23 protein-coding genes are annotated in these 24,005 nt (G+C 65.5%); 9 read left to right on the forward strand and 14 right to left on the reverse strand.

Translation table 11 applies throughout. The features are described 5' to 3' along the window. The first annotated feature begins 353 nt into the window (after positions 1-353). Complete coding sequence (locus tag ACSYAO_RS16685; RefSeq protein ID WP_049401415.1) at positions 354-3,107, forward strand: TonB-dependent receptor plug domain-containing protein; 2,754 nt, start codon at positions 354-356, stop codon at positions 3,105-3,107. A 138-nt stretch (positions 3,108-3,245) separates the two neighbouring features. On the opposite strand, the gene ACSYAO_RS16690 is transcribed toward ACSYAO_RS16685, so the two are convergent. Continuing rightward, entirely contained in the window at positions 3,246-3,848 is a 603-nt protein-coding gene (locus ACSYAO_RS16690) for a TetR/AcrR family transcriptional regulator (RefSeq protein ID WP_006464233.1), read from the reverse strand. 141 nt (positions 3,849-3,989) lie between these two features. Between ACSYAO_RS16690 and ACSYAO_RS16695 the strand changes: the two genes are divergently transcribed. The 3 genes from ACSYAO_RS16695 to ACSYAO_RS16705 all read left to right on the forward strand — a co-directional run bounded on the left by ACSYAO_RS16695 (position 3,990) and on the right by ACSYAO_RS16705 (position 7,924). After that, complete coding sequence (locus tag ACSYAO_RS16695) at positions 3,990-4,907, forward strand: alpha/beta fold hydrolase (protein WP_049463536.1); 918 nt, start codon at positions 3,990-3,992, stop codon at positions 4,905-4,907. Further along, positions 4,904-7,381, forward strand: a complete 2,478-nt coding sequence (locus tag ACSYAO_RS16700) for an acyl-CoA dehydrogenase (RefSeq protein WP_049463537.1) — start codon at positions 4,904-4,906, stop codon at positions 7,379-7,381. The genes ACSYAO_RS16695 and ACSYAO_RS16700 overlap by 4 nt, the downstream gene beginning before the upstream one ends. 75 nt (positions 7,382-7,456) lie before the next feature. Further along, entirely contained in the window at positions 7,457-7,924 is a 468-nt protein-coding gene (locus tag ACSYAO_RS16705) for a hotdog fold domain-containing protein (protein ID WP_149909233.1), read from the forward strand. A 499-nt stretch (positions 7,925-8,423) separates the two neighbouring features. On the opposite strand, the gene ACSYAO_RS16710 is transcribed toward ACSYAO_RS16705, so the two are convergent. After that, on the reverse strand, positions 8,424-8,774 hold the full coding sequence (locus ACSYAO_RS16710) for a DUF1304 domain-containing protein (RefSeq protein WP_149909234.1): 351 nt from the start codon (positions 8,772-8,774) through the stop codon (positions 8,424-8,426). Between the two features lie 42 nt (positions 8,775-8,816). Next, on the reverse strand, positions 8,817-10,145 hold the full coding sequence (locus ACSYAO_RS16715; protein WP_149909235.1) for an NTP/NDP exchange transporter: 1,329 nt from the start codon (positions 10,143-10,145) through the stop codon (positions 8,817-8,819). Positions 10,146-10,430: 285 nt separating this feature from the next. Between ACSYAO_RS16715 and ACSYAO_RS16720 the strand changes: the two genes are divergently transcribed. Beyond that, positions 10,431-11,828 carry a serine hydrolase domain-containing protein gene (locus ACSYAO_RS16720; RefSeq protein WP_032130059.1) on the forward strand — a complete coding sequence of 466 codons (1,398 nt, stop codon included), beginning with the start codon at positions 10,431-10,433 and terminating at the stop codon, positions 11,826-11,828. Between the two features lie 107 nt (positions 11,829-11,935). Here ACSYAO_RS16720 and ACSYAO_RS16725 read toward each other — a convergent pair whose 3' ends face one another. After that, a complete protein-coding gene (locus ACSYAO_RS16725; protein ID WP_049400632.1) occupies positions 11,936-12,694 on the reverse strand; it encodes an SDR family NAD(P)-dependent oxidoreductase in 759 nt (252 codons plus the stop codon). Between the two features lie 114 nt (positions 12,695-12,808). On the opposite strand from ACSYAO_RS16725, the gene ACSYAO_RS16730 reads away from it, so the two are divergent. Continuing rightward, positions 12,809-13,702: a LysR family transcriptional regulator gene (locus tag ACSYAO_RS16730; RefSeq protein WP_134951643.1), complete on the forward strand. Its 894-nt coding sequence runs from the start codon at positions 12,809-12,811 to the stop codon at positions 13,700-13,702. A gap of 119 nt (positions 13,703-13,821) precedes the next feature. Here the strand turns inward: ACSYAO_RS16730 and ACSYAO_RS16735 are convergent, their stop codons facing one another. Beyond that, positions 13,822-14,328 carry a histone gene (locus ACSYAO_RS16735; protein WP_125432428.1) on the reverse strand — a complete coding sequence of 169 codons (507 nt, stop codon included), beginning with the start codon at positions 14,326-14,328 and terminating at the stop codon, positions 13,822-13,824. A gap of 183 nt (positions 14,329-14,511) precedes the next feature. Between ACSYAO_RS16735 and ACSYAO_RS16740 the strand changes: the two genes are divergently transcribed. Next, entirely contained in the window at positions 14,512-14,811 is a 300-nt protein-coding gene (locus tag ACSYAO_RS16740) for a hypothetical protein (RefSeq protein WP_125895567.1), read from the forward strand. Between the two features lie 292 nt (positions 14,812-15,103). On the opposite strand, the gene gcvH is transcribed toward ACSYAO_RS16740, so the two are convergent. From gcvH to nudE, 9 genes are all read right to left on the reverse strand, one after another. Continuing rightward, positions 15,104-15,499, reverse strand: a complete 396-nt coding sequence (gene gcvH, locus ACSYAO_RS16745; RefSeq protein ID WP_005410701.1) for a glycine cleavage system protein GcvH — start codon at positions 15,497-15,499, stop codon at positions 15,104-15,106. 93 nt (positions 15,500-15,592) lie between these two features. Further along, on the reverse strand, positions 15,593-16,705 hold the full coding sequence (gene gcvT, locus ACSYAO_RS16750; RefSeq protein ID WP_125895566.1) for a glycine cleavage system aminomethyltransferase GcvT: 1,113 nt from the start codon (positions 16,703-16,705) through the stop codon (positions 15,593-15,595). A gap of 494 nt (positions 16,706-17,199) precedes the next feature. Then, a complete protein-coding gene (locus ACSYAO_RS16755; RefSeq protein ID WP_134951644.1) occupies positions 17,200-17,634 on the reverse strand; it encodes an NfeD family protein in 435 nt (144 codons plus the stop codon). A 1-nt stretch (position 17,635) separates the two neighbouring features. Next, entirely contained in the window at positions 17,636-18,595 is a 960-nt protein-coding gene (locus ACSYAO_RS16760; RefSeq protein ID WP_005410704.1) for an SPFH domain-containing protein, read from the reverse strand. A gap of 66 nt (positions 18,596-18,661) precedes the next feature. Further along, positions 18,662-18,964, reverse strand: a complete 303-nt coding sequence (locus ACSYAO_RS16765) for a DUF962 domain-containing protein (protein WP_049463548.1) — start codon at positions 18,962-18,964, stop codon at positions 18,662-18,664. Positions 18,965-19,174: 210 nt separating this feature from the next. Beyond that, positions 19,175-19,504 (reverse strand): YnfA family protein, encoded by a 330-nt coding sequence (locus ACSYAO_RS16770; protein WP_032130110.1) that lies wholly within the window; start codon positions 19,502-19,504, stop codon positions 19,175-19,177. Then, on the reverse strand, positions 19,501-20,340 hold the full coding sequence (gene mazG, locus ACSYAO_RS16775) for a nucleoside triphosphate pyrophosphohydrolase (protein WP_149909236.1): 840 nt from the start codon (positions 20,338-20,340) through the stop codon (positions 19,501-19,503). Before mazG ends, ACSYAO_RS16770 begins: the two co-directional genes overlap by 4 nt. A gap of 13 nt (positions 20,341-20,353) precedes the next feature. Continuing rightward, positions 20,354-21,157 carry a 3'(2'),5'-bisphosphate nucleotidase CysQ gene (cysQ, locus tag ACSYAO_RS16780; protein ID WP_049400405.1) on the reverse strand — a complete coding sequence of 268 codons (804 nt, stop codon included), beginning with the start codon at positions 21,155-21,157 and terminating at the stop codon, positions 20,354-20,356. Then, positions 21,154-21,717 carry an ADP compounds hydrolase NudE gene (gene nudE / locus ACSYAO_RS16785; protein WP_010482713.1) on the reverse strand — a complete coding sequence of 188 codons (564 nt, stop codon included), beginning with the start codon at positions 21,715-21,717 and terminating at the stop codon, positions 21,154-21,156. Before nudE ends, cysQ begins: the two co-directional genes overlap by 4 nt. 77 nt (positions 21,718-21,794) lie before the next feature. On the opposite strand from nudE, the gene bioA reads away from it, so the two are divergent. Both bioA and ACSYAO_RS16795 read left to right on the forward strand, forming a co-directional pair. Then, positions 21,795-23,186 carry an adenosylmethionine--8-amino-7-oxononanoate transaminase gene (bioA, locus tag ACSYAO_RS16790; protein ID WP_223224715.1) on the forward strand — a complete coding sequence of 464 codons (1,392 nt, stop codon included), beginning with the start codon at positions 21,795-21,797 and terminating at the stop codon, positions 23,184-23,186. Next, positions 23,177-23,914: a 16S rRNA (uracil(1498)-N(3))-methyltransferase gene (locus ACSYAO_RS16795; RefSeq protein ID WP_134950711.1), complete on the forward strand. Its 738-nt coding sequence runs from the start codon at positions 23,177-23,179 to the stop codon at positions 23,912-23,914. Before bioA ends, ACSYAO_RS16795 begins: the two co-directional genes overlap by 10 nt. Positions 23,915-24,005: the final 91 nt, after the last annotated feature.

Raw genomic sequence — 24,005 nt, forward strand, 5'->3', positions numbered from 1 at the left:
TTCTCCCGGGCGCCGAAAGGCGCCCGTTGCGTATGCGCGTTCGTGATACACGCAGAGCGCTTTTCGACGAATTGGATACCGCGCAATTCACGTCGACACACTGCGATACACATCAACGGAAACTTTTTTCGTCACTTTGCGCTAACAAACGAGACAGAGTGATGTCACCTGCGATTCAACCCCTTGATTTCGTGCATCAATTTTCATTTTCACCAAAATCATAGACTTGATTAACGCAGCTTTAATTCTTGGCGAACGCCCGCTACTATCGGCTCAGCCTCGCGATTTGGGAGCGCTTTTCGCTCCCCCGCCGGGCATTAACCCAGCCAAGATTTCTTGGAGAGAGAGAGCCAATGAATTTCCAGTCCAACAAGCTGCGCGATGCCGTTCTGGTCGCGCTCGTTGCCGGTGTGGCGTCCACTGCCACTGCCCAGGCCCAGGAAGCGACCAACCTTGACCGCATCTCGGTCACCGGTTCGCGCATCAAGAGCACCGACATCGAAACCTCGCAGCCGGTCCTGAGCCTGACCCGCGCCGACATCGACAAGCAGGGCGTGACTTCGGTCGCCGACATCCTGCAGCGCGTTGCCGCCAACGGTGCCGCCCTGAACCGTACCTACAACAACGGCGGTGACGGTTCGGCCGGCGTCAGCCTGCGCAACCTGGGTTCCGAGCGCACCCTGGTACTGGTCAATGGCCGTCGCTGGACCACCGGCCTGGATGGCAGCGTCGACCTGAACACCATCCCGACCGCGATGATCGAGCGCATCGACATCCTGAAGGACGGCGCATCGACCATCTACGGTTCGGACGCGATCGCCGGCGTGGTGAACATCATCACCAAGCAGAACTTCGATGGCGCGGAAGCCAACTTCTACAAGGGCCAGTACAGCGCCGGTGACGGCGACCGCGAAGCGGCCGACTTCACTCTGGGCACCACCACTGACCGCGCTTCGCTGGTGCTGGGCGTCTCCTACGTCAACGAAAAGGCCGTGATGGCCGGCGATCGCAAGATCTCCGCCGGTGGCCCGCCGTTCTTCAGCGGCCAGAGCAGCACCGGTATTCCGGGTTCGTATCTGCGTAACGACGAGCGTTACATCATCCTCAACGGCGTGGAAACGCCGTTCGATCCCAATGTTCACGGCTACAACACCGCGCCGGACAACTACCTGCTGACCCCCAACGAGCGCACCTCGCTGTTCGCGGTGGGTTCTTACAACGTTACCGACAACATCACCTTCCGCACCGAGGCGATGTACAACGAACGCAAGTCAGAACAGCTGCTGGCTGCCATGCCGGTCACCGGCCAGCGCCTCAGCGCGGGCAGCATGTACAATCCGTACGGCGTTGACCTGACTGGCGTCGCGCGCCGCTTCAACGAAACCGGTGGACGTTCGTTCAACCAGAACGTCAAGAACTGGCACTTCTACGGTGGTTTCGAGGGCTTCTTCGAATTCGCCGACCGTAATTTCGACTGGGATGTCGGCTACCGCTACGACAAGACCGACCAGAACGATCTGACCTACGGTCTGTTCAACAAGCAGCGTCTGGCCGAGGCATATGGTCCCTCGGCGATCCGCGATGGCAAGGCAGTGTGCCTCAACTCCGCTGGCGCAATCATTCCGGGCTGCGCCCCGATCAATCCGCTGGGTGGGATGGGTTCGATCTCGCAGGAGGCACTGGATTACACCTCGTTCACCGCGCATGACTCCGCCAGCCTGGTGTCCAAGGGTTATTACGCCAACATCTCCGGCGAAATCGTGCAGCTGCCGGCGGGTGCATTGGGCTTCGCAGCTGGTTACGAATATCGCAAGGAAACCGGTCAGTTCGATCCGGACGCCTTCATCGCCTCTGGCCTGAGCACCGGCAACGGAGCATCGCCCACCAAGGGTAGCTATGACCTGGACGAGTTCTTCCTGGAACTGTCGATCCCGGTGCTGGCTGACCTGCCGGGCGCCAAGCTGCTCGACTTCAGCGCGGCAACCCGCTACTCGAAGTACAGCAACTTCGGCAACACCACCAACAACAAGTTCGGTTTCCGCTGGAAGCCGATCGACGACCTGATGGTGCGTGGTAACTACTCGGAAGGCTTCCGCGCCCCGAGCATCAACAACCTGTATCGCGGTGATGCTGACTCGTTCGAGAGCTACATCGATCCGTGCTCCTCAACGTCTGGTCGCCGTACCGGCGCTATCGCGGCACAATGTGCGGCAGAGGGCGTGCCGATCGGCTTCGTTCAGCCGGGCGCTGGTAGTGGTGCGAAGCAGACTCCTGAGCCGTTCACCTGGCAGGCCAACCCGAACCTGAAGCCGGAAACCTCGACCAGCAAGACGCTGGGCCTGGTGTGGAGCCCGAGCTTCGTGCAGGGTCTGAACGTGACCCTGGACTGGTGGCAGATCAAGATCGAGGACGCCATCACCCGTCCGGCCATCCAGGACATCATGGATCGTTGCTATGGCGGCACCGCGCAGGAGCAGGCAGCCAACTGCGGCCTGATCACGCGTGACCCGAACTACGGCAGCACCAACCAGCGTTACACCATCACCAACGTCAACATGCCGCTGCAGAACCTGGCGTCGTACAAGGTGGAAGGTTGGGATCTGGGCATCCTGTACAAGTTGCCGGAAACTTCGATCGGCCAGTTCACCATCACTCTGGACGGCACCTACCTGTCCAAGTGGGATACCAAGTCGACCCAGGATGCTCCGATCGAGGGTCGCCAGGGACGCTATCTCGACCAGGATCCGTACTGGCGCATCCGTTCCAATCTGTATGTGGACTGGTCCTACGGGGACTTCGGGGTCAACTACGGCATTCGTTACAAGTCCGGCATGACCGAACCGTGCCCGTTTGATCCAGTCAAGGAACCGGAAACCTTCGCATACTGCTCTGATGGCGCGAAGGGAACGAACCACATTGGTGCCACGACCTACCACGACATCCAGTTCCGCTACAACACGCCGTGGAAGGGCACCATCATGGTCGGCCTGAACAACGCGTGGGACAAGAGCCCGCCGGTTTCGTACTACACCTCGTACAACATGTTCGACCCGCAGTACGACCTGCCGGGCCGCTACATGTACATGCAGTACAAGCAGAAGTTCTGATCGATCCACTGATCAGCTGATGCAGCAACGGCCCCGCAAGGGGCCGTTGTTTTTTTGTGCCTGCCAGATCGCGGCAGCACCAACGGAAAAGGCCGCGGCATTGCCGCGGCCTTTCTGCATTCAACGCAGCAACGACGCTCAACCGTTCGGAATCAGCGTCTCGATGAGATGCTCGACATAGGCCTCGAAATCCTCGCGCGCCTGCTTGGGCTGCTGCAGCTGCAGCGACAGCTGCAGGAAGCCGACATAGGCCGCGTACGCCAGGCGTGCGCGGTGGCGCGCATCGGTCGAGCTGAGCCCAGCCTGGCGGAACGAGGCGATCAGATAGTCGAGGCGGCGCTGCGACACGCGGTCGATCACCGGACGCACCATCGGATGGTCCAGTGCCTTCAGCAGCTCGCTGTAGATGATGTGCGGCTGCACTTCATGCGCCACCATCTGGAACAGCTGGCGCAGGCGCACGCGCGGGTCCGGCACGTCTTCCAGGCTGCCGAACACCTGTTCCTGTTCGAACAGTTCCCAGCGTTCCAGCGCGGCCTGCAGCAAGGCGTCACGCGAGGGGAAATGCCAATAGAAACTGCCCTTGGTCACGCCGAGGCGCCGCGCCAGCGGTTCCACCGCAACGGCGCCTACGCCTTGTTCAGCAATCAGGTCGAGGGCCGCCTGGGCCCAGTCTTCGGCACTCAGGCGGCTGTTGCGGCCGGCGCGCGGTTCGCCGGCGGAAGCGTCAGGTTGATTCATGGGCTGATTTAACCATACGCCGGGGTTCGTTGCAGTACGCCGTTGCGGGCGAAACCGTCAAAGGGCTCTCCTGCAGGGCTGCCGCACCGCACCATACGATGCAGTATTGACTTCCCTCACAAGCGATCCATACTAGCAAGTATGGTTACGTCCCCTACTCCCGCTGCGTTCCATGACCTGCACCTGGAGGCGGCCCATGGTGCCCGCCTCGCCGCCACTGCCAGCGACCACGGTCGTCGTGGCCGGGTGCTGTTCGCGCACGGCTTCGGCCAGACCCGGCACGCATGGAACGCCACCGCGCGGGCCCTGTCTGCGGCGGGGCTGCAGACGCTGGCCTACGACGCCCGTGGCCACGGCGATTCGGACTGGAATTCTGCCGAACTGCCCTATCACGGCGAGCAGTTCGCTGATGACCTGATCGTGCTGGCCGGGGAACAGCCACGCCCGCCGGTGCTGGTCGCAGCCTCGATGGGCGGCCTGTTCGGCCTGCTGGCCGAATCGCGCTGGCCGGGCCTGTTCTCGGCGATGGTGCTGGTGGACATCACCCCGCGTTGGGATACCGCCGGTGTTGAACGCATCCTGGCCTTCATGACCGCCCATCCCGACGGTTTTGCCTCGCTCACCCAGGCCGCCGATGTGATCTCGGCCTACATGCCGCACCGTCCGCGCAAATCCGAGCAGTCGCTGCGCGCACTGCTGCGCGAGGACGGCCACGGCCGCTGGCGTTGGCACTGGGACCCGCGCCTGGTGGCCGAACTGGCCCGCGACAGCGAGCAGCACCAGGATGCGCTGGCCGAGGCCGCACGCCAGGTGAAGTGCCCGCTGCTGCTGGTCAGCGGCGGCCGAAGCGACCTGGTCACGCCACAGACCGTGGCCGAATTCCTGGCGTTGGCGCCGCACGCGCGTCATGTACAGCTGCCGCAGGCCACGCACATGGTCGCCGGCGATGACAACGACGCCTTTACCGCTACTGTGTTGGACTATCTGGACGTGTTGCCCGCAGCGGATGCTGCAGCTTCGTCCGCCACAAACGAGCACGTCACCGGAGCACGCTCATGAGCATCGTTCTTCCCTTCCTCGCCCTGCTGCTGGCAGGCGCGTTCGTCGCCTACCACCGCATGCGGCTGGTTACCTGGACGCTGATCAGCGTGGCCCTGCTGGCCGCCTGCTGGTTCATTCCCTACGTCAACCAGACCGCCACGATCGTCGCAGCCGCTGTATTGGCCGTCATCGCCGTGCCGCTGCTGCTGCCGTTCATCCGCAAGCCGCTGCTGACCGGCCCGATGATGAAGGTGTTCCGCAAGGTGTTGCCGCCACTGTCGCAGACCGAGCGCATCGCGCTGGAAACCGGCTCGGTCGGTTTCGAGGGTGAACTGTTCACCGGTGATCCGGACTGGAACATCCTGCTCAACTATCCCAAGCCGCAGCTGACCGCCGAAGAACAGGCCTTCCTCGATGGCCCGGTGGAAGAGCTGTGCACCATGGTCAACGACTGGGAAATCACCCACGTCCACGCCGACCTGCCGCCGGAACTGTGGGCCTTCATCAAGAAGAACAAGTTCTTCGGCATGATCATCCCGAAGGAATACGGCGGCCTGGGCTTCTCCGCGCTGGCCCACCACAAGGTGATCCAGAAGCTGGCGTCGGTGTCGTCGGTGGTCAGCTCCACCGTCGGCGTGCCCAACTCGCTGGGCCCGGGTGAACTGCTGGTGCATTACGGCACCCAGGAACAGAAGGACCAGTATCTGCCGCGCTTGGCCGATGGCCGCGAAGTGCCGTGCTTCGGCCTGACCGGTCCGTTCGCCGGCTCCGACGCCACCTCGATTCCGGACTACGGCATCGTCTGCAAGGGCGAGTGGAACGGCGAGCAGGTGCTCGGCGTCAAGCTGACCTTCGACAAGCGCTACATCACCCTGGCCCCGGTCGCTTCGCTGATCGGCCTGGCCTTCCGCATGTACGATCCGGATGGCCTGATCGGCGATACCCGCGACATCGGCATCACCCTGGGCCTGCTGCCGCGCGACACCGCCGGCGTTGAAATCGGCCGTCGCCACTTCCCGCTGAACTCGACGTTCCAGAACGGTCCGATCCGCGGCAAGGACGTGTTCATTCCGCTGACCCAGCTGATCGGTGGCGCTGCCATGGCCGGCAAGGGCTGGAACATGCTCAACGAGTGCCTGGCCGTGGGCCGCTCGATCACCCTGCCGTCCACCGCCAGTGGTGGTGCCAAGGCCGGTGCCGCGGTGACCGGCGCCTATGCGCGCATCCGCAAGCAGTTCGGCCTGTCGGTCGGCCGCTTCGAAGGCGTGGAAGAAGCGCTGGCCCGCATCGGCGGCAAGGCCTACAAGATCAGTGCGCTGTCGCAGGCCACCGCCGCGGCGGTTGACCGTGGTGACGTGCCGTCGGTGCCGTCGGCGATCGCCAAGTACCACTGCACCAACATGAGCCGCGAAGTGATCTCGGACATGATGGACGTGATCGGCGGCAAGGGCATCATCCTGGGGCCGCGCAACTTCGCCGGCCGCAGCTGGCAGGCCGCGCCGATCGCGATCACCGTGGAAGGCGCCAACATCATGACCCGCAGCCTGCTGATCTTCGGCCAGGGTGCGATCCTCTGCCACCCGTGGGTGCTGAAGGAAATGAAGGCTGCGCAGGATCCGGATACCCGTGCCGGCCTGCAGGAGTTCGATCGCAGCCTGTTCGGCCACATCCGCTATGGCCTCTCCAATGCCGTGCGTTCGTTCTGGTTCGGCCTGACCGGTGCACGCTTCGGTGCTGCCCCGGGTGACGCCTACACCCGCCGCTACTTCCGCAAGCTGGACCGTTACTCGGCCAACCTGGCGCTGATGGCCGACATCTCGATGATGACCCTCGGCGGCAAGCTGAAGTTCAAGGAATCGCTGTCCGGCCGCCTGGGCGATGTGCTGAGCCACGTCTACATGACCAGCGCCATGCTCAAGCGCTACCACGACGAAGGCGCACCGCAGGCCGACCAGCCGCTGCTGGCCTGGGCCTTCCATGACAGCGTGCACAAGATCGAAGAATCGCTGTCGGCCGCGCTGCGCAACTTCCCGATCCGTCCGATCGGTTGGCTGATGTGGGCGTTGATCTTCCCGCTGGGCCGTCGTGCCGAGGCCCCCGGCGACCGCCTGAGCCGCCGTGTTGCCGCTCTGCTGATGGCACCGAACGAAGCCCGCGACCGTCTGGCCAGCGGCGTGTTCCTGACCCCGTGCGAGAACAACCCGGGCGGCCGTATCAACAGCTACCTGAGCAAGGCGATCATGGCCGAGCCGGTGGAGCGCAAGTTCCTGAAGGCGCTGAAGAGCAAGGGCATCGAAGCGCTGGACTTCAAGAGCCAGCTGGACGAGGCCGTGGCCGAAGGCGTGATCACCCACGACGAGCGCAGCCTGCTGGAAGAACTGCGTACGCTGACCCTGGACACCATCACCGTGGACGACTTCGACACCCACGAACTGCGCGCGGCCAGCTACTACGACCGCCAGCACAAGGACCCGCATTCGCAGGCGGCCTGATCGCCCGCGACACGCGTTGCCACGACGGCGGGCCTCGGCCCGCCGTCGCTTTATCCGCCGACCGGAACGTCAACCATGTCCACGCCCCTGCTCTCGCTTTACCACCGCCTGCAGCGCTGGCCTGCCGGCAACTGGCTGTTCTCGCGCGCGGTGTGCTTCAAGGCACCCTACTTCGCCAGCATCGCCCCGCGCATTACCCGGCTTGAACACGGCCGCTGCGAAGGCACGCTGGCCGATCGCCGCAGAGTGCGCAACCACATCGGTACGGTGCACGCGATCGCGATGTGCAACCTGGCCGAACTGACCGCCGGGCTGATGGTCGACGCGTCGCTGCCGAAGGGCATGCGCTGGATTCCGAAGGGGATGCAGGTGCAGTACCTGGCCAAGGCGCGCGGCATGTTGCATGCAGTGGCGCTGCCGGCGCAGCCGATCGTGGCGACGGCTGAAGGCTACGCGCTGCCGGTGACGGTGAGCGTGCGCGACCGTGTGGGCACCGAGGTGTTCAGCGCGGTGATCGACATGTGGCTGTCGCCGGTGAAGTAGTGTTCCCGCGAACGGCGCAGCCCCTCGCGGGTGGACGCTGAAGGCCGTTCATCGGTTGGGCTGGAGGTGTGGGGCCAGGCGGGGACGCCGTGAATCCGTCCGTGGAGGCTTAGCCGCGCCATCCATGGCGCGGATACCCCGCCCGGCCCCACCCCTCCAGCCTCTGACAGATCTCTGCGGCGTCCACCCACGAAAGAGAAAAAAGAAGAACAAAAGCAAAAGCGGCCCATCGGCCGCTTTTTTCATGCGCGCAGAACCCACGAGCGCAGCGACCCGCTGTTGCTCTTGATCTTCTTTTTCTTCTCCGTGGGCTGGCCGCGCACGGAAACTGTCAGGGGTGGGGCGGGTGGGCCGTGCAGGGGCGTTGGCGCCATGGATGGCGCCATCGAGCTTACATGGACGTACTTGCAGCGTCCCCTGCACGGCCCCCCCCGCCCCACCAATCACATGAACAGCTCTACGCGACCACCCCACGAGGGGCTGCGCCGTTGGCTGGAAACTACGCCAGCGCGCGAAACACCAACGCCAAAATGGCCGGTACGGCCTGGATCATGAAAATGCGCCGGCTCACGCTGTACGCGCCATAGCACCCCGCCGCCACCACACAGGCCAGCGAGAACGTCACCAGCACCGGCTGCCCGATCACCAGCCCCACCACGATGCCTGCTGCCAGAAAGCCGTTGTACAGGCCCTGGTTGGCCGCCAGCACCCGCGTGGTCTCCGCCTTCTCCGGCGTGTTGCGGAAGGTCTTCAGGCCCAGCGGGCGGGTCCACAGGAACATCTCCAGCACCAGGAAATAAACGTGCAGCAGGGTGACGAGCAACGTCAGGGTGAGTGCGATCCAGTACATGGGCAGTTCCTTGGACAGGGATGGGGGTCGGGCCCCGGAAAATCAGCGGTCGCGCGGCAGTTTCTTTTCTTCGCGCAGTACACCGAACGCGGCTGCGGTCATGCACGCGGCTACCAGCATGCCGCCGATGAACACCACGTGCGAGCCGAACAATGAGAGGCCCTTGTGCACCCAGGCAAAGCTCAGGTCCGCACCGCGGTAGACCACGGTGTCGATCGCTGCGCCGGCCTTGTAGCGCCACTGCCGGTCCACGCGCGTGTAGATGGTCTCGCGCGCCGGCTTGGCCAGTGCAAATTCGCTGGCGCGGGTCATCACCTGCACCACCGCGACCATCAACGGCATCGGCGAGGCTGCCAGAACCGAGAAGCCGATCAGGATCGCGAAACCGGGAATCAGCAGCGCCGGCGCGATGCCGTGGCGCGACAGCAGCCAGCGGGTCAGGCCCACCTGCATCAGCAGCGCCAGCGCGTTCACCGCCAGGTCGATGCGCGAGAAGAACGCGGTACTGGCCGCCGGGTCAGTGAACGCCGCACGCACGATCGCAGCCTGCTGGTTGTAGAGCAGCGTCCCCACGCCCACGCCGAACACCACCATGATCGCCAGCCAGCGCAGCAACGGCTCGCGCACGATCAGTTTCAGGCCATCCAGCACGCTGCCGCCCATCGGCGTTTCGCCCGATACCAACTGCTGCTCCTGCTCGCGCAGCACCGCCCAGTGCCGTAGTCGCCAGATGCTCAACAGGCAGATGGCGAGGAATCCGGCCGAGACCAGCATCAGGTTGGCGATGCCCACACGCTGCACCAGGGCACCGGTGATGATCGGCCCGAGAAAGGCACCGATGGTGCCGGCCGCGCCGATGTAACCGTAGAAGGCTCGTGCCTGCGCGTTGGAAAACACATCGGCCATGAAGCTCCAGAACACCGCCACCGCGAACAGGTTGAAGACGGTGATCCAGAAAAAGAACGCCATGCCGCGGCCCGGCACACCGCTGTCGAACAGTACGTAGAAACCCAGCAGGGTGACGATGAAGAACCCATACACCGCCGGCAAGAACACCCGCCGTGGGAAGCGGCTGACCAGCCAGCCGTACACCGGCTGCAGCACCAGCATGATCACGAACACGCAGGAGAACAGGAACTGCAGGACGAAATCCTTCAGCGCGATGCCATGACTGGCGAACCAGGCGATCAGCATCGGCGGGAACACCGTTTCCAGGTCGGCCGAGGCGGCCATCGCCTCCCGCACCGGGCGCAGCACGTAGTAGCCGCTGAGCAGGCAGAAGAAGTACAGGAACGACCACCACAGCGCCGGCGACTCACGCAGTGCCGCCGTCAGCCCACGCAACGGCCCCTTGCCCTTCACCGCGCTCACGCGGTGTCCCTCGCCAGAAGACGGCGGTTGGACAGCGGCATGGCAGGCTCCGGGGCGGTGAAGCGCGTACGTTAGCCAATGCACTGCAACATCGCCAGCAGCAGCCTCGCAGAAGGCCGCAACGCAGTGTCACGGCCCCGCCCGGACGACACGTTCCGACACATGCTTTCGGGGCGTCAAAATCCCAACTTTTTCAACGAGATGCGCATTCATCTTCGCTTTGTTTGTGCACAAGGGAAAAGCGGCGCTAGAATCGCCATCAGCAGTCGCGCACGGGTCTCCACGATGAAAAAGAACAGCCTGCGTCGTCCGATCCGTTCGGCGGCCACCGGTTTGCTGGGCATGTTGATGCCCGTTGCCTTGTCCACCACCGCGCAGACCCCGCCGCCATTGCCGCCGATGCCGGCCAACATCGAATCCGCCGCCACCGCCGTCGCCCACACCCAGCCCGCCGCTTACCGCACCGGCCTGGTGCCGCAGGTGCAGCTGCCGGCGGCCGGCTTCAACGTGGCCAACATCGAATCGATGGCGCAGCAACTCACCTATGGCGAGCGTGTGCCCGGCATGGCCGTGGCCATCGTGCAGGGTGGCCGCGTACTCAGCGCGCGTGGTTATGGCGTTACCGATGTCAACAACCCGCTGCCGGTCGACGCCCACACCGTGTTCCGCCTGGCATCGCTGTCCAAGGCCTTCGCCGGCACCATGGCCGGACTGCTGGTGAACGATGGCACGCTGCGCTGGGACAGCAAGGTCACCGACTATGTGCCGGGCTTCCGCCTGAACTCTCCGGAAGCGACCGATCGCCTGACCGTGGCCGACGTGCTCAGCCACCGCGTCGGCCTGCCGTACAACGCCTACGACCGCGACATCGAAGGCAACGCCGAGTACTACGCACTGACCCAGAAGCTGGCCAATACCAGCCTGAAGTGCCTGCCGGGCGACTGCTACGCCTACCAGAACGTGGCCTTCAGCCTGATCGGCGACGTGGTCTATGCCGCCTCGGGGAGCTTCTACGAGCAGTCGGTCGAGCGCCGCATCTTCAAGCCGCTGGGCATGAACGATGCCAGCCTCGGCCTGGCCGGCATCCAGGCCAGCTCGCGCTGGGCGCGTCCGCACGTGCGCAGCCGCAATGGCTGGGTATCGCTGACACCGAAGCCGACCTACTACCGCGTCGCCCCGGCCGCCGGCGTCAACGCCAGCGCCAGCGACATGGCGCAGTGGCTGCTGGCCCACACCGGCCATCGCCCGGACGTGCTGCCGGCACCGCTGCTGGCCACCCTGCATTCGAGCCTGATCAACACCCCGGGCGAAATGCGTTCGGGCTGGCGCCGCGAGCGCCTGCATTCGGCCGGCTACGCACTGGGCTGGCGCACCTTCGACTACGCCGGCCACGATGTGGTGTTCCATGCCGGTGCCGTGCAGGGCTATCGCGGCCTGGTCGCGCTGGTGCCGGAACGCGATCTCGGCATCGCCATCATGTGGAACGGCGAAAGCGGCCTGCCCAGCGGCCTGCTGCCGACGGTGCTCGATTCCGCGCTCGGCCTGCCGACGCAGCGCTGGCTGGACGTGGACACCGACTTCGGCAGTGACAACCTGATGGCCGAAGGCGCGAGCCCGGCGCAGCAGGACAAGCGCAAGGGCAAGGGTGCTTCGAGCAACCGTGCGGTGGCCTCGCCGCGCTGAGTTGGCGGGCTTCACCGTGTGTGCGAAGGGCGGCCTGCGGGTCGCCCTTTTTAGTGGCAGTTGTAGAGCAAAGCAATCGAGCAGTGCTCGACTCTACAAACGGAAGGCTAATGCGCGAAGTAGTGCATGCCGCCATCCACCGGAATCACCGCGCCGGTGATGTAGCCGGCCAAGGGCGAGGCCAGAAAGGCCACCAGCGGCGCCACCTCCTCCGGATCACCAAAACGCCCGATCGGAATGTTGCGTTCGATGAACTCACGCCGGCTTTCCTCGGTTGGATGCAGGCGGTCCCGGATCTGAGCACTGTTGATGCGTCCCGGCGCGATTGCATTGACCGTGATGCCCTGTGAGGCCAGCGCCGACGACAGCCCTTTGCTCCACAGATGCAACGCCGCCTTCGCCGCCGTGGCAGCATTCACCGCGCGCGGTTCCATTGAACCGCTGAGGTTGATCACCCGCCCCCAGCCCTGCGCCTGCATCGCCGGCAGCAGTGCCTGGGTCAGGCGTCGTGCCGAAGAGAAGTTCAAGGCCATGGCTTCCTCCCAGACATCGTCCCCCGCATCCACCGTGGTCGGCCGGCCTCCTCCAGCCGCATTGACGAGGATGTCGACACGCGTCAGTGCCGCCGAGGCTGCATCCGCAATGTGGCGTACCTGCTCCGCATCGGTGAGGTCGCCCAGCAGGACGATCGGTGCCGGCGCGCCTGCAGATTCGATCTCCGCCGCCAGTGCATGCAGCGGCTCGGCACGCCGTGCGCTGATCGCAATGCGTACTCCCTGGGCCGCCAGCAGCCTGGCCACACCGGCACCGATGCCACTGCCCGCCCCGGTGACCAGCGCGGTACGCCCTTCAAGCCCCAGATCCATGATGTTCTCCCAATCCGCCAGCCGGTACATCCGGCCCGTGCAGTACATGCTGTTTGATCACCCCTGATTGATAAACTCCGCGCAGGTTTCAGCATTCAACACCCGGGGTGTCAGATGAATCTGCTGGAGAGCATGCAGGTCTACGTGCTGATCGTGGACAAGGGCAGCCTCAGCGCTGCGGCGGCGGCGATGGATATCTCGGCGACGATGGCCGGCAAGCACCTGCGTGCGCTGGAAGCACGGCTGGGAATGCAGCTGTTGAGCCGTACCACCCGGCGCCAGCACATGACGCCCTTCGGCGAGGACTACTACACCCGCTGCCGGGAGATCCTGCGGCTGGTGGAAGAAACGGACGCACAGGCGCAGCACCAGCAGCTGGCACCGGCGGGCACGTTGCGCATCAGTGCGCCGGTGATCTTCGGCACTCACGCACTGGTACCGGCACTGGCCGAATACATGGCGCGCCATCCGGATGTCCGGGTCGAAGTCACGCTGAGCGACCGCGTGGTCGACCTCGCCGAGGAGGGTTTCGAAGCGGCGCTGCGCATCGGCACGCTGGCCGACAGCAGCATGCTGGTGGCGCGTGCGCTGGCACCGTATCGCTTGATGATGTGCGCATCGCCGGCGTACCTGGCCAGGAATGGCACGCCTCGCAGCCTGCGCGACCTCGCCCTGCATCAGTGCCTGTCCTTCGAACCGAGCGCACTCGCACAGTGGCTGCAGGCCGACGCTGGCGAACTCGAGCGTGTGCCCGGCGGCCGGCTGCAGATCAACAACGGCGAAGCGCTGCGCACGGCAGCGCTGCACGGGCTGGGCATCGTGCTGCAGTCGGCACTGCTGCTGGCTGCCGACATCGACACCGGACGCCTGGTGCAGCTGTTCCCTGAGTTCGGCCAGACCGGTCGGCCGATGCACGTGGTCTACGCCCACGATCGCTACCACTCGACCCGCCTGCGCAGCTTCCTGGACTTCCTGGTAGAGCGCTTTCCACCGGCGCCGCACCGCTAGCGTCGACTGTCAGAAAAGCAGTCGAGCACGGCTCGACCCTGCAAACGGCCCATAAAAAAACCCCCTCCCCGCTGGGCAGTCAGGGAAGGGGGTTTCAGGATGCGGCTATCGGGAAGTACTTAGATCAGCGGCGCCGGGGTTGCCGGCAGAGCGACCGGAGCGGCCTTCTTCTTGCGGGCGGCCGGCTTGCGCTTGGCAACCTTCTTCGCTGCCTTCTTCGGGGCAGCCTTCTTGGTCGCCTTCTTCGCGGTCTTCTTTACTGCCTTCTTGGCGGTCTTCTTGACAGCCTTCTTGGCAGTGGCCTTCTTCGCGACCTTCTTGGCCGGCTTGCGGGCCGTTGCCTTCTTGGCAGTCTTCTTGGTGGCCTTCTTGACGGCCTTCTTCGCGGTCTTCTTGACGGCCTTCTTGGCAGTGGACTTCTTGGCTACCTTCTTCGCCGCCTTCTTCACTGCCTTCTTCGCAGTGGTCTTCTTGGCGACCTTCTTCGCAGCCTTCTTCACTGCCTTCTTGGCGGTCGCCTTCTTCGCGACCTTCTTCACTGCCTTCTTGGCAGCGGCCTTCTTCGCGACCTTCTTCACCGCTTTCTTGGCGGCGGGCTTCTTCTTCGCAGCTTTCTTGGTTGCCATGGGATGGCTCCTCGTCAGTGATAGGGAGTTGAAACGCCCAGGTGGATCAAACCCGCGGATGCTGCGTGCGGGGACCGCCGGCGCGTCAGGCGCGCCGTTACGGATGCGGCAATGCCCGCCTCGATCGGCGGAGCGGACATCGGAACGGGAGTTGCCTTGCATTTCTCCGGGGGAAGCGGGGCCATGTCCACCGTCATCAGGGTCGCGGTGGTCTTGAAGGGGCTGCTTCGCATCGGACGATTGATTCTGCGCACTCGGTTGGGCAGGCAAGGTCTGCTGAGGCGAAACCTAATCACGGTTTTTTTTACTGTCAACAACCCCCGCGAAAAATTTTCACATCCGCGCCATCCCGGACGCCGCCCTCGCCACCGCCGTGCGCGCCCTGCAACGACCATTGAAGCGGCGCGCACGCGCGCCGCATACGACGAAGTCGATGCGCTCTCTGAACAAAAAACACTTGAAATAAGCACTCTGCGCAGATAGGCACATGTTCCGGACAACAGCGCACGTGCATCGCCGATGGTCACCGGCACCGTCGCCAACGCCAGCACAACGGGGCCGCAACGGGGGGCGAAAAGTTTTCACATTCGATCGCTTCGGCGCGGGGCGGAAACGCGGATTTGCGCAAAACTGCGCACGCTGATCGGCACCGTTCGTCTGTCGGCTGATGCCGCGCCGAGGGTGCAGAGCGAACCCGCCGTCATGAGTCCGACGCACTCGCCAAAACAAAAACGGCCACCCGAAGGTGGCCGTTCCAGAACCCGGAAGTGACGACTCAGTGGTCGTCGTTTTCCAGGGCTTCGGCATACGCGTCCGGATCCAGCAGTTCGTTGACCTCTTCAGCGTTGGTCAGTTCGACCACGAACATCCAGCCTTCGCCGTAGGCATCTTCATTGATGGTTTCCGGCTTGTCGGACAGCGCCGAGTTGACCTCGACGACCTTGCCGCTGATCGGGCTGTAGACGTCCGAGGCGGCCTTCACCGACTCGACAACGGCGATCTGCTCGCCAGCCTTTGCGTCGGCGCCGACTTCCGGCAGTTCGACGTAGACCAGGTCACCCAGCAGGCCCTGGGCGTGGTCGGAAATACCGACGGTGACACGGCCATTGCCTTCGACACGGGCCCACTCATGGGACTTGAGGAACTTGAGGTCGCCGGGGATCTCGCTCATGGGACTGCTCCAGAGATATGCAGGGGTGGAAAAAACGGGGCTAGTGTAACCAACCGGCCGCCACTGCTGTCAGTGACGATCGGCAGTTTCGGATCAGGCGTCGGCGAGCACGCCGGGCTGGGCCTGGCCTTCGCGCACGAACGGGAACTTGACCACGCGCACCGGCACCTGCCGGCCACGGATGTCGACGGTGACCTCGCCCAGTTCACCGGCCGGTACACGGGCGAAGGCGATGCCCTTGGCCAGGGTCGGCGAGAAGGTGCCGGACAGGATCTCGCCCTGGCCGCCGGCGGTGGTCACCGCCTGACCATGGCGCAGCACGCCCTTCTCGTCCATCACCAGACCGATCATCTGGCGGGCGGTGCCGGCAGCCTTCTGCGCTTCCAGCACCTCGCGGCCGATGAAGTCGCGGCCTTCGTCCAGCGACACGGTCCAGGCCAGCGCCGCTTCGTACGGGCTGATCTCTTCGTCCATGTCCTGGCCGTACAGGTTCATGCCGGCTTCCAGGCGCAGCGTGTCGCGTGCGCCGAGGCCCGCCGGCTTCACGCCCGCCGCCAGCAGGCGGTTCCAGAACGCGACCACGGCGTCCTGCGGCAGCAGGATTTCGAAGCCGTCTTCGCCGGTGTAACCGGTACGGGCGACAAACAGTTCGACGCCGTCATCGGACTGCACCTGCAGGGCGGCGAAACGGCCCAGCTTGGCCAGCGCTGCGCGATCGCTTTCGCGGGCCAGGCCGATGACGATGTCGCGCGCCTGCGGGCCCTGCACGGCGAGGATGGCCAGGTCCGGGCGCTGCTCGACGGTGACGCCGAACGGTGCAGCCTGCTCGCGCAGCCAAGCCAGGTCCTTCTCGCGGGTGGAGGCATTGACCACCATGCGGAAGAAATCGTCGCCCAGGTAGTAGACGATCAGGTCGTCGATGACGCCGCCGCGCGGATTCAGCATGCACGAGTACAGCGCCTTGCCGGTCACCTTCAGCTTGTCGACCGAGTTGGCCAGCAGGCGGCGCAGGAACGGCTTGACCTGGTCACCGCGCAGGTCGACCACGGTCATGTGGCTGACGTCGAACACACCCGACTCGCGACGAACGAGGTGGTGCTCGTCGAGCTGCGAGCCGTAGTGGATGGGCATGTCCCAACCCCCGAAATCGACCATCTTGGCGCCAAGGGCGCGGTGGGTATCGTTGAGCAGCGTCTTCTGGGTCATGACCGGGTCCGGCAGCAGAGGAAACAAGAATCCCCATTATCCCAGATCGGTCGCCCGCAGGTCGCGCCGCAGCGCAGCGGGGTGTTTGGCCGGCCTGCGGCCGGCGCCGCTTTCTACAGCTGGAGCGCAAAGCCTGAGTTCATCGGCTCTGGATTGACTCGGCCTGGGCGGGTCGGAGCGAGTGCTTTTGCTCTTTGCTCTTTTTCTTTTTCTTTTTCCGTGGGCTGGACGCGCACGGAAACTGTCGGGGGCCGGGCGGGTTGGGTTCGCGGGACCGTTGGCGCCATGGATGACGCCATCGAGCCCCCATGGGTGAGGGCGCTTTGCTTGCGAAGCACTGCTTCGCAAGCGACCGAACGCGCAGCCGCCAGCGGCTGGGCCGGACCGCGGAGCGGGGTCTACGGCGTGTCCCGCGAACCCAACCCGCCCGACCCAGACACATGAACCACCTTCCGCGACCACCCACGAGGGGCTCCGCCGTTGGCTGGGAACCCCTAGGCCACCGCTTCGACCAGCAGCGTGCTGCCCTGCACCGCCACCACCCGTACCCACGTACCTGCAGGCAGCTCCGGACCGCTCACCTGCCAGGACGCATCGTCAATGCTGACCCGTCCCTGGCCACCGACGATGGCATGCTGCAGTACCACCTCCCGGCCGACCAGCTGCTCGGCACGGCGGTTGAGCAACGGCGCATCGCTGGGCCGTGCCCGCGGCCTCCCCCAGCGCCGGTAGCACTGGATCGAGACCACACTCAGCAGGACGAAAGCGATCACCTGCCACAACAGTGGAATGTCGCTGAACACCGCAACCAGTACGAACACTGCCGCCGCGCCAATGCCGATCCACAGCATGAACGCACCCGGCGCCAGCGCTTCGGCAGCGAACAGCAGCAGCGCCAGCGCGCCCCAACCGACGACTTCCCAGCGCATGTCAGCCTCCGAGCGGCGGCGGCCGCTTGCCGGCGGCCTTGTTGTCCTGGCTGGCCAGCGCCTGCTTCGCCAGTTCGGCCACGCCCGCGATCGAACCGATCACGCCACTGGCCTCCATCGGCATCAGCACCAGCTTCTGGTTCGGCGAACTGGCCAGCTCCTTGAACGCTTCCACGTACTTCTGCGCGACAAAGTAGTTGATCGCCTGCACGTCACCCTCGGCAATCGCCGCCGACACCACCTTGGTCGCCATCGCTTCGGCCTCGGCCAGGCGCTCGCGCGCCTCGGCATCGCGGAACGCAGCTTCGCGACGGCCTTCGGCCTCCAGCACGGTGGCCTGCTTCTCGCCATCGGCGCGCAGGATCTCCGACTGCCGTGAACCCTCTGCCTCGAGGATCTGCGCGCGCTTTTCGCGCTCGGCCTTCATCTGCCGCGCCATCGCATCCAGCAGATCGCGCGGCGGCTGGATGTCACGGATCTCGATGCGGTTGACCTTCACGCCCCAGGGATTGGTGGCATGGTCGACCACGCTCAGCAGCTGGGCATTGATCACCTCGCGCTGGCTGAGCGATTCATCCAGATCCATCGAACCGATCACGGTACGGATGTTGGTCTGCACCAGGGCGATCATCGCCACTTCCAGGTTGGCCACCTCATAGGCGGCCTTGGCGGCATCCAGTACCTGGAAGAACACCACGCCGTCCACGCGCACGGCGGCGTTGTCCTTGGTGATCACTTCCTGGCTGGGCACGTCCAGCACCTGCTCCATCATGTTCACCTTGCGCCCCACCCCGTACACGATCGGGATCAGGAAATGCAGGCCGGGGGTCATGGTGTGCGTGTAGCGCCCGAAGCGCTCGACGGTCCACTCGTAGCCCTGGGGCACCATCCGTACTGCCTTGAACAGGATCACCACGGCCACGAAGGCCAGTACCACGGTAAAGAACATGGTCGGGAACATCTTGCTTTCCTTATCTATGACGTCCAGGCCCCAGCATAGCGCGTGAAGGCCACATTCACAGCGGAGCTACCAGGGCACGCGCCCGCGCAGGATGTCGGCGAACATCACCCAGTCGCCCATGAACGAGTACAGCGGGTGCTGGAAGGTGGCCGGGCGGTTCTTCTCGAAGAAGAAATGGCCGACCCAGGCGAAGCTGTAACCGCAGAACAGGGCGGCCAGCAACAGCACCGGCTGCCCGCGCAGGATCGCTGCAACGACCAGCAGCAGCACGCCGCAGCTGCCGACGAAGTGCAGCCGGCGCGATACCGGGTGGCGGTGCTCGCTGAGATAGAACGGATAGAACTCGCGGAAGTTGGCGAAGCGGGGCATGTGCGTGCTCCGGGGGCCGTGGTCACCGCCATCATGCGCCTTCCTGGGAGGGAAAGCGGCCTGGACGGCGTGGCCGATTCTGACAAGGCAGTGCATGATCCGGTGGCGCTGCCTTTGTAGAGGCGAGCCATGCTCGACTGGCCCTCCCAGTTGCAGTCGAGCATGGCTCGACGCTACATAAGAGCGGAAGCCGTCGAGCATGGCTCGACGCTACACCGGGGGCGTGCGCGGCCCGAACATGATCACCGCCATGCCGGCCAGGCACAGGGCTGCGCCGAACAGGTCCCAGCGGCTGGGGCGGATGCCATCGACCAGCCACAGCCAGAACAGCGCGGTGCCGATGTAGACACCACCGTAGGCCGCATAGACCCGGCCACTGGCGGTCGGGTGCAGGGTCAGCAGCCAGGCGAACAGGGCCAGGCTGGCGGCAGCCGGCAGCAGCAGCCACACGCTGCCGCCCTTGCGCAGCCACAACCACGGCAGGTAGCAGCCGACAATTTCGGCCAGCGCGGTCAGCAGGAACAGCGCGAGCGTCTTCACGCCTTCTCCGCCGCCTTGGCGTGCTGCCACAGTGCTTCCTGCGCATCCAGGTCCATCGACGCCAGCGCTCCACCCTGGGCGTCAGCCTGCGCTTCCATCGCACGGAAGCGGCGTTCGAACTTGTGGTTGGCCCCGCGCAGCGCCGCACCCAGATCGATATCGGCGTGGCGTGCCAGGTTGGCGCAGACGAACAGCAGGTCGCCCAGCTCTTCCTGCAGGCGCGCTTTGTTGCCGGCAATATCGCCGCGCTCGAACTCCTCGCGCAGCTCCTGCAGTTCCTCCGCCGCCTTGTCCAGCACCGGCAACGGGCCCGGCCAGTCGAAACCGACCTTGGCCGCGCGCGACTGCAGCTTCACCGCTCGCTGCCATTCGGGCAGGCCACGCGAGATGCCGGCCAATGCGGAGGTGTCCTGCTCGCCCTTGGCGGCACGCTCGGCACGCTTGATCGCATCCCAGTTACGCGTCACCCCGTCGGCGTCATCGACGCTGACATCGGCGAACACGTGCGGGTGGCGGCGCTGCATCTTGTCGCTGATCGCGCGTGCGACCTCGGCGAAGGCAAAGGCGCCCTGCTCCTCGGCCATGCGTGCATGGAACACCACCTGCAGCAGCAGGTCGCCCAGCTCATCGCAGAGATCATCGAGGTCGCCACGGTCGATCGCATCGGCCACCTCGTAGGCTTCCTCAATGGTGTACGGCGCGATGGTCGCGAAGTTCTGTTCCAGGTCCCAGGGGCAGCCGCCCTGCGGATCGCGCAGGCGCGCCATGATCGCCAGCAGGCGCTCCAGCTCGTGGGCGGCGGCGCTGCCGGTGGTGGGGGTGTCGTGCGCGCTCATGCGGCCTCCAGGGTCAGTCGGACAACCAGTCGCGCCATGGCAGGCTGGTATCACCAAGGGCAATGAAATCGCCGTTCAACAGGGTTTCGCGGCGGTTGTAGCGGAACGGCTTGCCGGTCGCGGCCGACAGCACGGCGCCGCCGGCGGCATGCAGCACGCATTGGCCGGCAGCGGTATCCCATTCGGAGGTCGGGCCCAGACGAGGATAGACATCCAGGCCACCTTCGGCGATCCGGCAGAATTTCAGCGACGAGCCCTGCGCGATGGTCTCGATGCGGCCCATGCGCGCCAGCAGCGCCTCGGTTTCCGGTGAGCGGTGCGAGCGGCTGGCGGCAACCCGCAGCGGTGCGGTGGCCGGCGTGCGGGTGCGCAGCACGGTGTCGTGCAGGCCCTGCCGGCGATAGGCCAGCTCCCCGCGCATGGCATGCCAGACGATGCCGGTCACCGGGGCCAGCACCACGCCGAAGGCCGGTGCGCCCTGGTAGATCAGCGCGATGTTGACGCTGAACTCGCCGTTGCGCTTGACGAACTCACGGGTGCCATCGAGCGGATCGACCAGCCAGTAGGCGCCCCAGTGGCGGCGCTGTTCCCAGGGGACCTGCGCCGATTCCTCGGACAGGATCGGCAGATCCGGGGTCAGCTGCTGCAGGCCCTGCTCGATGACCTGGTTGGCGGCCAGGTCGGCGGCGGTGACCGGGCTGTTGTCGTCCTTGAGCTGCACGTCGAAGCCATCGGCATAGACCTGCATGATGGCCTGTCCGGCTTCCTGGGCAATGGCGATGGCGGTCTCGCGCAGGTCCGTGGTCAGTTTGATCATCGCAATCCCTGCAGCCACTGGCGGGCGATGAACAGCGCCGCCAGCGAGCGTCCCTCGGAGAAGTCCTCGCGCAGCATCAGCTGGTCCAGCTCGGCCAGCTTCCACGGGACGACTTCCAGCTCTTCCGGCTCGTCGCCGGCCAGCTTTTCCGGGTACAGGTCGCGCGCCACCACCAGCCACGACTGGTGGCTCATGTAGGTCGGGGCCAGGGTCATCGCGCGCAGCACATCCACCCGGCGCGCGCCGTAACCGGCCTCTTCCTTCAGTTCGCGGTCGGCGGCCTGCTCGGGGGTCTCGCCGGCATCGATCCGGCCCTTGACCAGGCCCAGTTCGTAGCGGTGCATGCCGGCGGCGTATTCACGTACCAGCAGCACGGTTTCGTCGTCGAGCATCGGCACCACCACCACCGCGCCATGCCCCCGGCTGACCAGCCGCTCGAAGCGGCGGCGTTCGCCGTTGGAGAACTCCAGGTCCAGGTGCTGGCGCTGGAATGGACCGTTCTCCTCATCGGTGATCCGATGGATGATCGGCAAGCGACGGCCGGCACGGTCATCGTTCATGCGGAATCTCCGCGGCGGCCGGCGCCTGCGCCGGGGCCGATAGAATGTGCAGGCAGCAACATGTTCATGAGCCCGAAATGCTAGCAGACCCAACCCCCTCCCCGCTGGTCGAGCACTGGCGGCAACGCGACCTCAAGGTGCTGTGGCACCCGTGCACGCAGATGCGCGAGCATCCGCACACCCTGCCACTGGTCCCGATCGCACGCGGCCAGGGCGCCTGGTTGTTCGACCACGACGGCAACCGCTACCTGGACGCGGTCAGCAGCTGGTGGACCAACCTGTTCGGCCATGCCGAGCCGCGCATCGGCGGTGCCATTGCCGCCCAGGCCGGGCAGCTGGAACAGGTGATGCTGGCCGGCTTCGGCCACGAGCCCGCGATCACCCTGGCCGAACGCCTGCTGGCGCTGGCGCCGCGGCAGCCCGGCCGCGAGCCGCTGGCCAAGGTGTTCTACGCCGACAACGGTTCAGCTGGCGTGGAAGTGGCGCTGAAGATGGCATTCCAGTACTTCCAGAACCGTGGCGAGCCGCGGCGCACGCGCTTCATCGCACTGGAGAACGGCTACCACGGCGAGACCCTGGGCGCGCTGGCGCTGGGTGACATCCCGCTGTATCGCCGCGTCTATGCGCCGCTGCTGGCCGAAGGGCTGTTCGCGCCCTCGCCCGACGCTTACCTGGCCGAGCCCGGCCAGAGCGCCGCCGATCGCGCGCGCCAGGCCGCCGATGGCCTGGCCACACTGTTCGACCAGCATCCGGGCGAGATCTGTGCGGTGATCCTGGAGCCACGCCTGCAGTGCGCGGGCGGCATGCGCATGCACGACCCGGTGTACCTGCAGCGCGTGCGCGAACTGTGTGATGCGCACGGTGCATTCATGATCGCCGACGAGATCGCCACCGGTTTCGGCCGCACCGGCACCCTGTTCGCCTGCAAGCAGGCCGGGGTGATGCCGGACCTGATGTGCCTCTCGAAAGGCCTGACCGGCGGCTTCCTGCCGCTTGCCGCGGTACTGGCCACACAGGCCCTGTACGACGCGTTCCTCGACGACTCGCGCGAGCGCGCCTTCCTGCATTCGCACAGCTACACCGGCAACCCGCTGGCCTGCGCGGCCGCGCTGGCGACGCTGGACATCTTCCGCGACGACGATGTGATCGCGCGCAACCGCGGCATCGCCTCGGTGATGGGCACGCTGGCCGCACCGTTCAGCGACCATCCGCACGTGGCCGACGTGCGCCAGGCCGGCATGGTGGTGGCGTTCGAGCTGTCGCGCGATGGCAACAAGCGCACACCGTTCGACCCGGCCATGCGGCTGGGCCTGCACGCCTACAAGGCCGCGCTGAAGCGCGGTGTGGTACTGCGTCCGCTGGGCGACGTGCTGTACTGGATGCCACCCTACTGCGTGGATGACGAACAACTGGAGCTGCTGGCACATACCACGCTGGCGGCGATTGACGAGGCGATTGCATGCGCGTGACCCGCTGCCCCATCGACCTGGCGCTGCACAGCGGCCAGACCGTGACCCTGCCGGAAGAGACCGCCAACCATCTGGTGCGGGTGATGCGCCTGCGCGAGGGAGACACCTGCGTGCTGTTCAACGGCGACGGCCATGACTACAGCGCCACGCTGACCGTGGCCGGCAAGCGCGAAGTGCAGGTGCGCATCGACGCCGTGCAGGCCATCGACACCGAATCGCCGCTGGCGATCACCCTGCTGCAGGGCATCGCCCGTGGCGAGAAGATGGACCTGATCCTGCAGAAAGCCACCGAACTGGGCGTGGCGGCGATCATTCCGGTCAACGCCGAGCGCACCGAGGTGAAGTTGGATGCAGCACGGGCGGAGAAGCGCGTGGCGCACTGGAACAATGTGGTGACCTCGGCCTGCGGCCAGTCCGGGCGCGCGCGCATTCCGCACGTGGGATCACCGCTGTCGCTGGCGCAGGCGGCAGCGGCACTGCCGGTGGATACGCTGCGGTTGACCCTGGATCCGCTGGGCACACATCGCTTGTCGACGCTGGCGGCCGCTCCGGCAGGCGGCATCGTGATCGCGATCGGCCCGGAAGGTGGGTGGTCGCCACGCGACCGTGATCAACTGGCGGCCGCGGGCTTCCAGGGCCTGCAGCTGGGACCGCGCATCCTGCGCACGGAAACGGCCGGCCTCGCCGCGATTGCAGCGTTGCAGGCACGGTTGGGGGATCTGGGGTAAGGCCCGATTCCTGGTAGTGCCGGCCGCTGGCCGGCATCCACGGAATCATGCGGTTGCCGGCCAGCGGCCGGCACTACCGGGAACCCGACCG

Origin of the sequence: Stenotrophomonas sp. STK16_22, from assembly GCF_051984505.1 — a bacterium.
Taxonomy (GTDB): domain Bacteria; phylum Pseudomonadota; class Gammaproteobacteria; order Xanthomonadales; family Xanthomonadaceae; genus Stenotrophomonas; species Stenotrophomonas maltophilia_A.

What these genes read in the sequence shown, in the direction of transcription:
- ACSYAO_RS16685 (WP_049401415.1), top strand. Translation starts at nt 354, where the DNA reads ATGAATTTCCAGTCCAACAAGCTGCGCGATGCCGTTCTGGTCGCGCTC.
- ACSYAO_RS16690 (WP_006464233.1), bottom strand. Translation starts at nt 3,848, where the DNA reads ATGAATCAACCTGACGCTTCCGCCGGCGAACCGCGCGCCGGCCGCAAC.
- ACSYAO_RS16695 (WP_049463536.1), top strand. Translation starts at nt 3,990, where the DNA reads ATGGTTACGTCCCCTACTCCCGCTGCGTTCCATGACCTGCACCTGGAG.
- ACSYAO_RS16700 (WP_049463537.1), top strand. Translation starts at nt 4,904, where the DNA reads ATGAGCATCGTTCTTCCCTTCCTCGCCCTGCTGCTGGCAGGCGCGTTC.
- ACSYAO_RS16705 (WP_149909233.1), top strand. Translation starts at nt 7,457, where the DNA reads ATGTCCACGCCCCTGCTCTCGCTTTACCACCGCCTGCAGCGCTGGCCT.
- ACSYAO_RS16710 (WP_149909234.1), bottom strand. Translation starts at nt 8,774, where the DNA reads ATGTACTGGATCGCACTCACCCTGACGTTGCTCGTCACCCTGCTGCAC.
- ACSYAO_RS16720 (WP_032130059.1), top strand. Translation starts at nt 10,431, where the DNA reads ATGAAAAAGAACAGCCTGCGTCGTCCGATCCGTTCGGCGGCCACCGGT.
- ACSYAO_RS16725 (WP_049400632.1), bottom strand. Translation starts at nt 12,694, where the DNA reads ATGGATCTGGGGCTTGAAGGGCGTACCGCGCTGGTCACCGGGGCGGGC.
- ACSYAO_RS16730 (WP_134951643.1), top strand. Translation starts at nt 12,809, where the DNA reads ATGAATCTGCTGGAGAGCATGCAGGTCTACGTGCTGATCGTGGACAAG.
- ACSYAO_RS16735 (WP_125432428.1), bottom strand. Translation starts at nt 14,328, where the DNA reads ATGGCAACCAAGAAAGCTGCGAAGAAGAAGCCCGCCGCCAAGAAAGCG.
- ACSYAO_RS16740 (WP_125895567.1), top strand. Translation starts at nt 14,512, where the DNA reads ATGTCCACCGTCATCAGGGTCGCGGTGGTCTTGAAGGGGCTGCTTCGC.
- gcvH (WP_005410701.1), bottom strand. Translation starts at nt 15,499, where the DNA reads ATGAGCGAGATCCCCGGCGACCTCAAGTTCCTCAAGTCCCATGAGTGG.
- gcvT (WP_125895566.1), bottom strand. Translation starts at nt 16,705, where the DNA reads ATGACCCAGAAGACGCTGCTCAACGATACCCACCGCGCCCTTGGCGCC.
- ACSYAO_RS16755 (WP_134951644.1), bottom strand. Translation starts at nt 17,634, where the DNA reads ATGCGCTGGGAAGTCGTCGGTTGGGGCGCGCTGGCGCTGCTGCTGTTC.
- ACSYAO_RS16760 (WP_005410704.1), bottom strand. Translation starts at nt 18,595, where the DNA reads ATGTTCCCGACCATGTTCTTTACCGTGGTACTGGCCTTCGTGGCCGTG.
- ACSYAO_RS16765 (WP_049463548.1), bottom strand. Translation starts at nt 18,964, where the DNA reads ATGCCCCGCTTCGCCAACTTCCGCGAGTTCTATCCGTTCTATCTCAGC.
- mazG (WP_149909236.1), bottom strand. Translation starts at nt 20,340, where the DNA reads ATGAGCGCGCACGACACCCCCACCACCGGCAGCGCCGCCGCCCACGAG.
- cysQ (WP_049400405.1), bottom strand. Translation starts at nt 21,157, where the DNA reads ATGATCAAACTGACCACGGACCTGCGCGAGACCGCCATCGCCATTGCC.
- nudE (WP_010482713.1), bottom strand. Translation starts at nt 21,717, where the DNA reads ATGAACGATGACCGTGCCGGCCGTCGCTTGCCGATCATCCATCGGATC.
- bioA (WP_223224715.1), top strand. Translation starts at nt 21,795, where the DNA reads ATGCTAGCAGACCCAACCCCCTCCCCGCTGGTCGAGCACTGGCGGCAA.
- ACSYAO_RS16795 (WP_134950711.1), top strand. Translation starts at nt 23,177, where the DNA reads ATGCGCGTGACCCGCTGCCCCATCGACCTGGCGCTGCACAGCGGCCAG.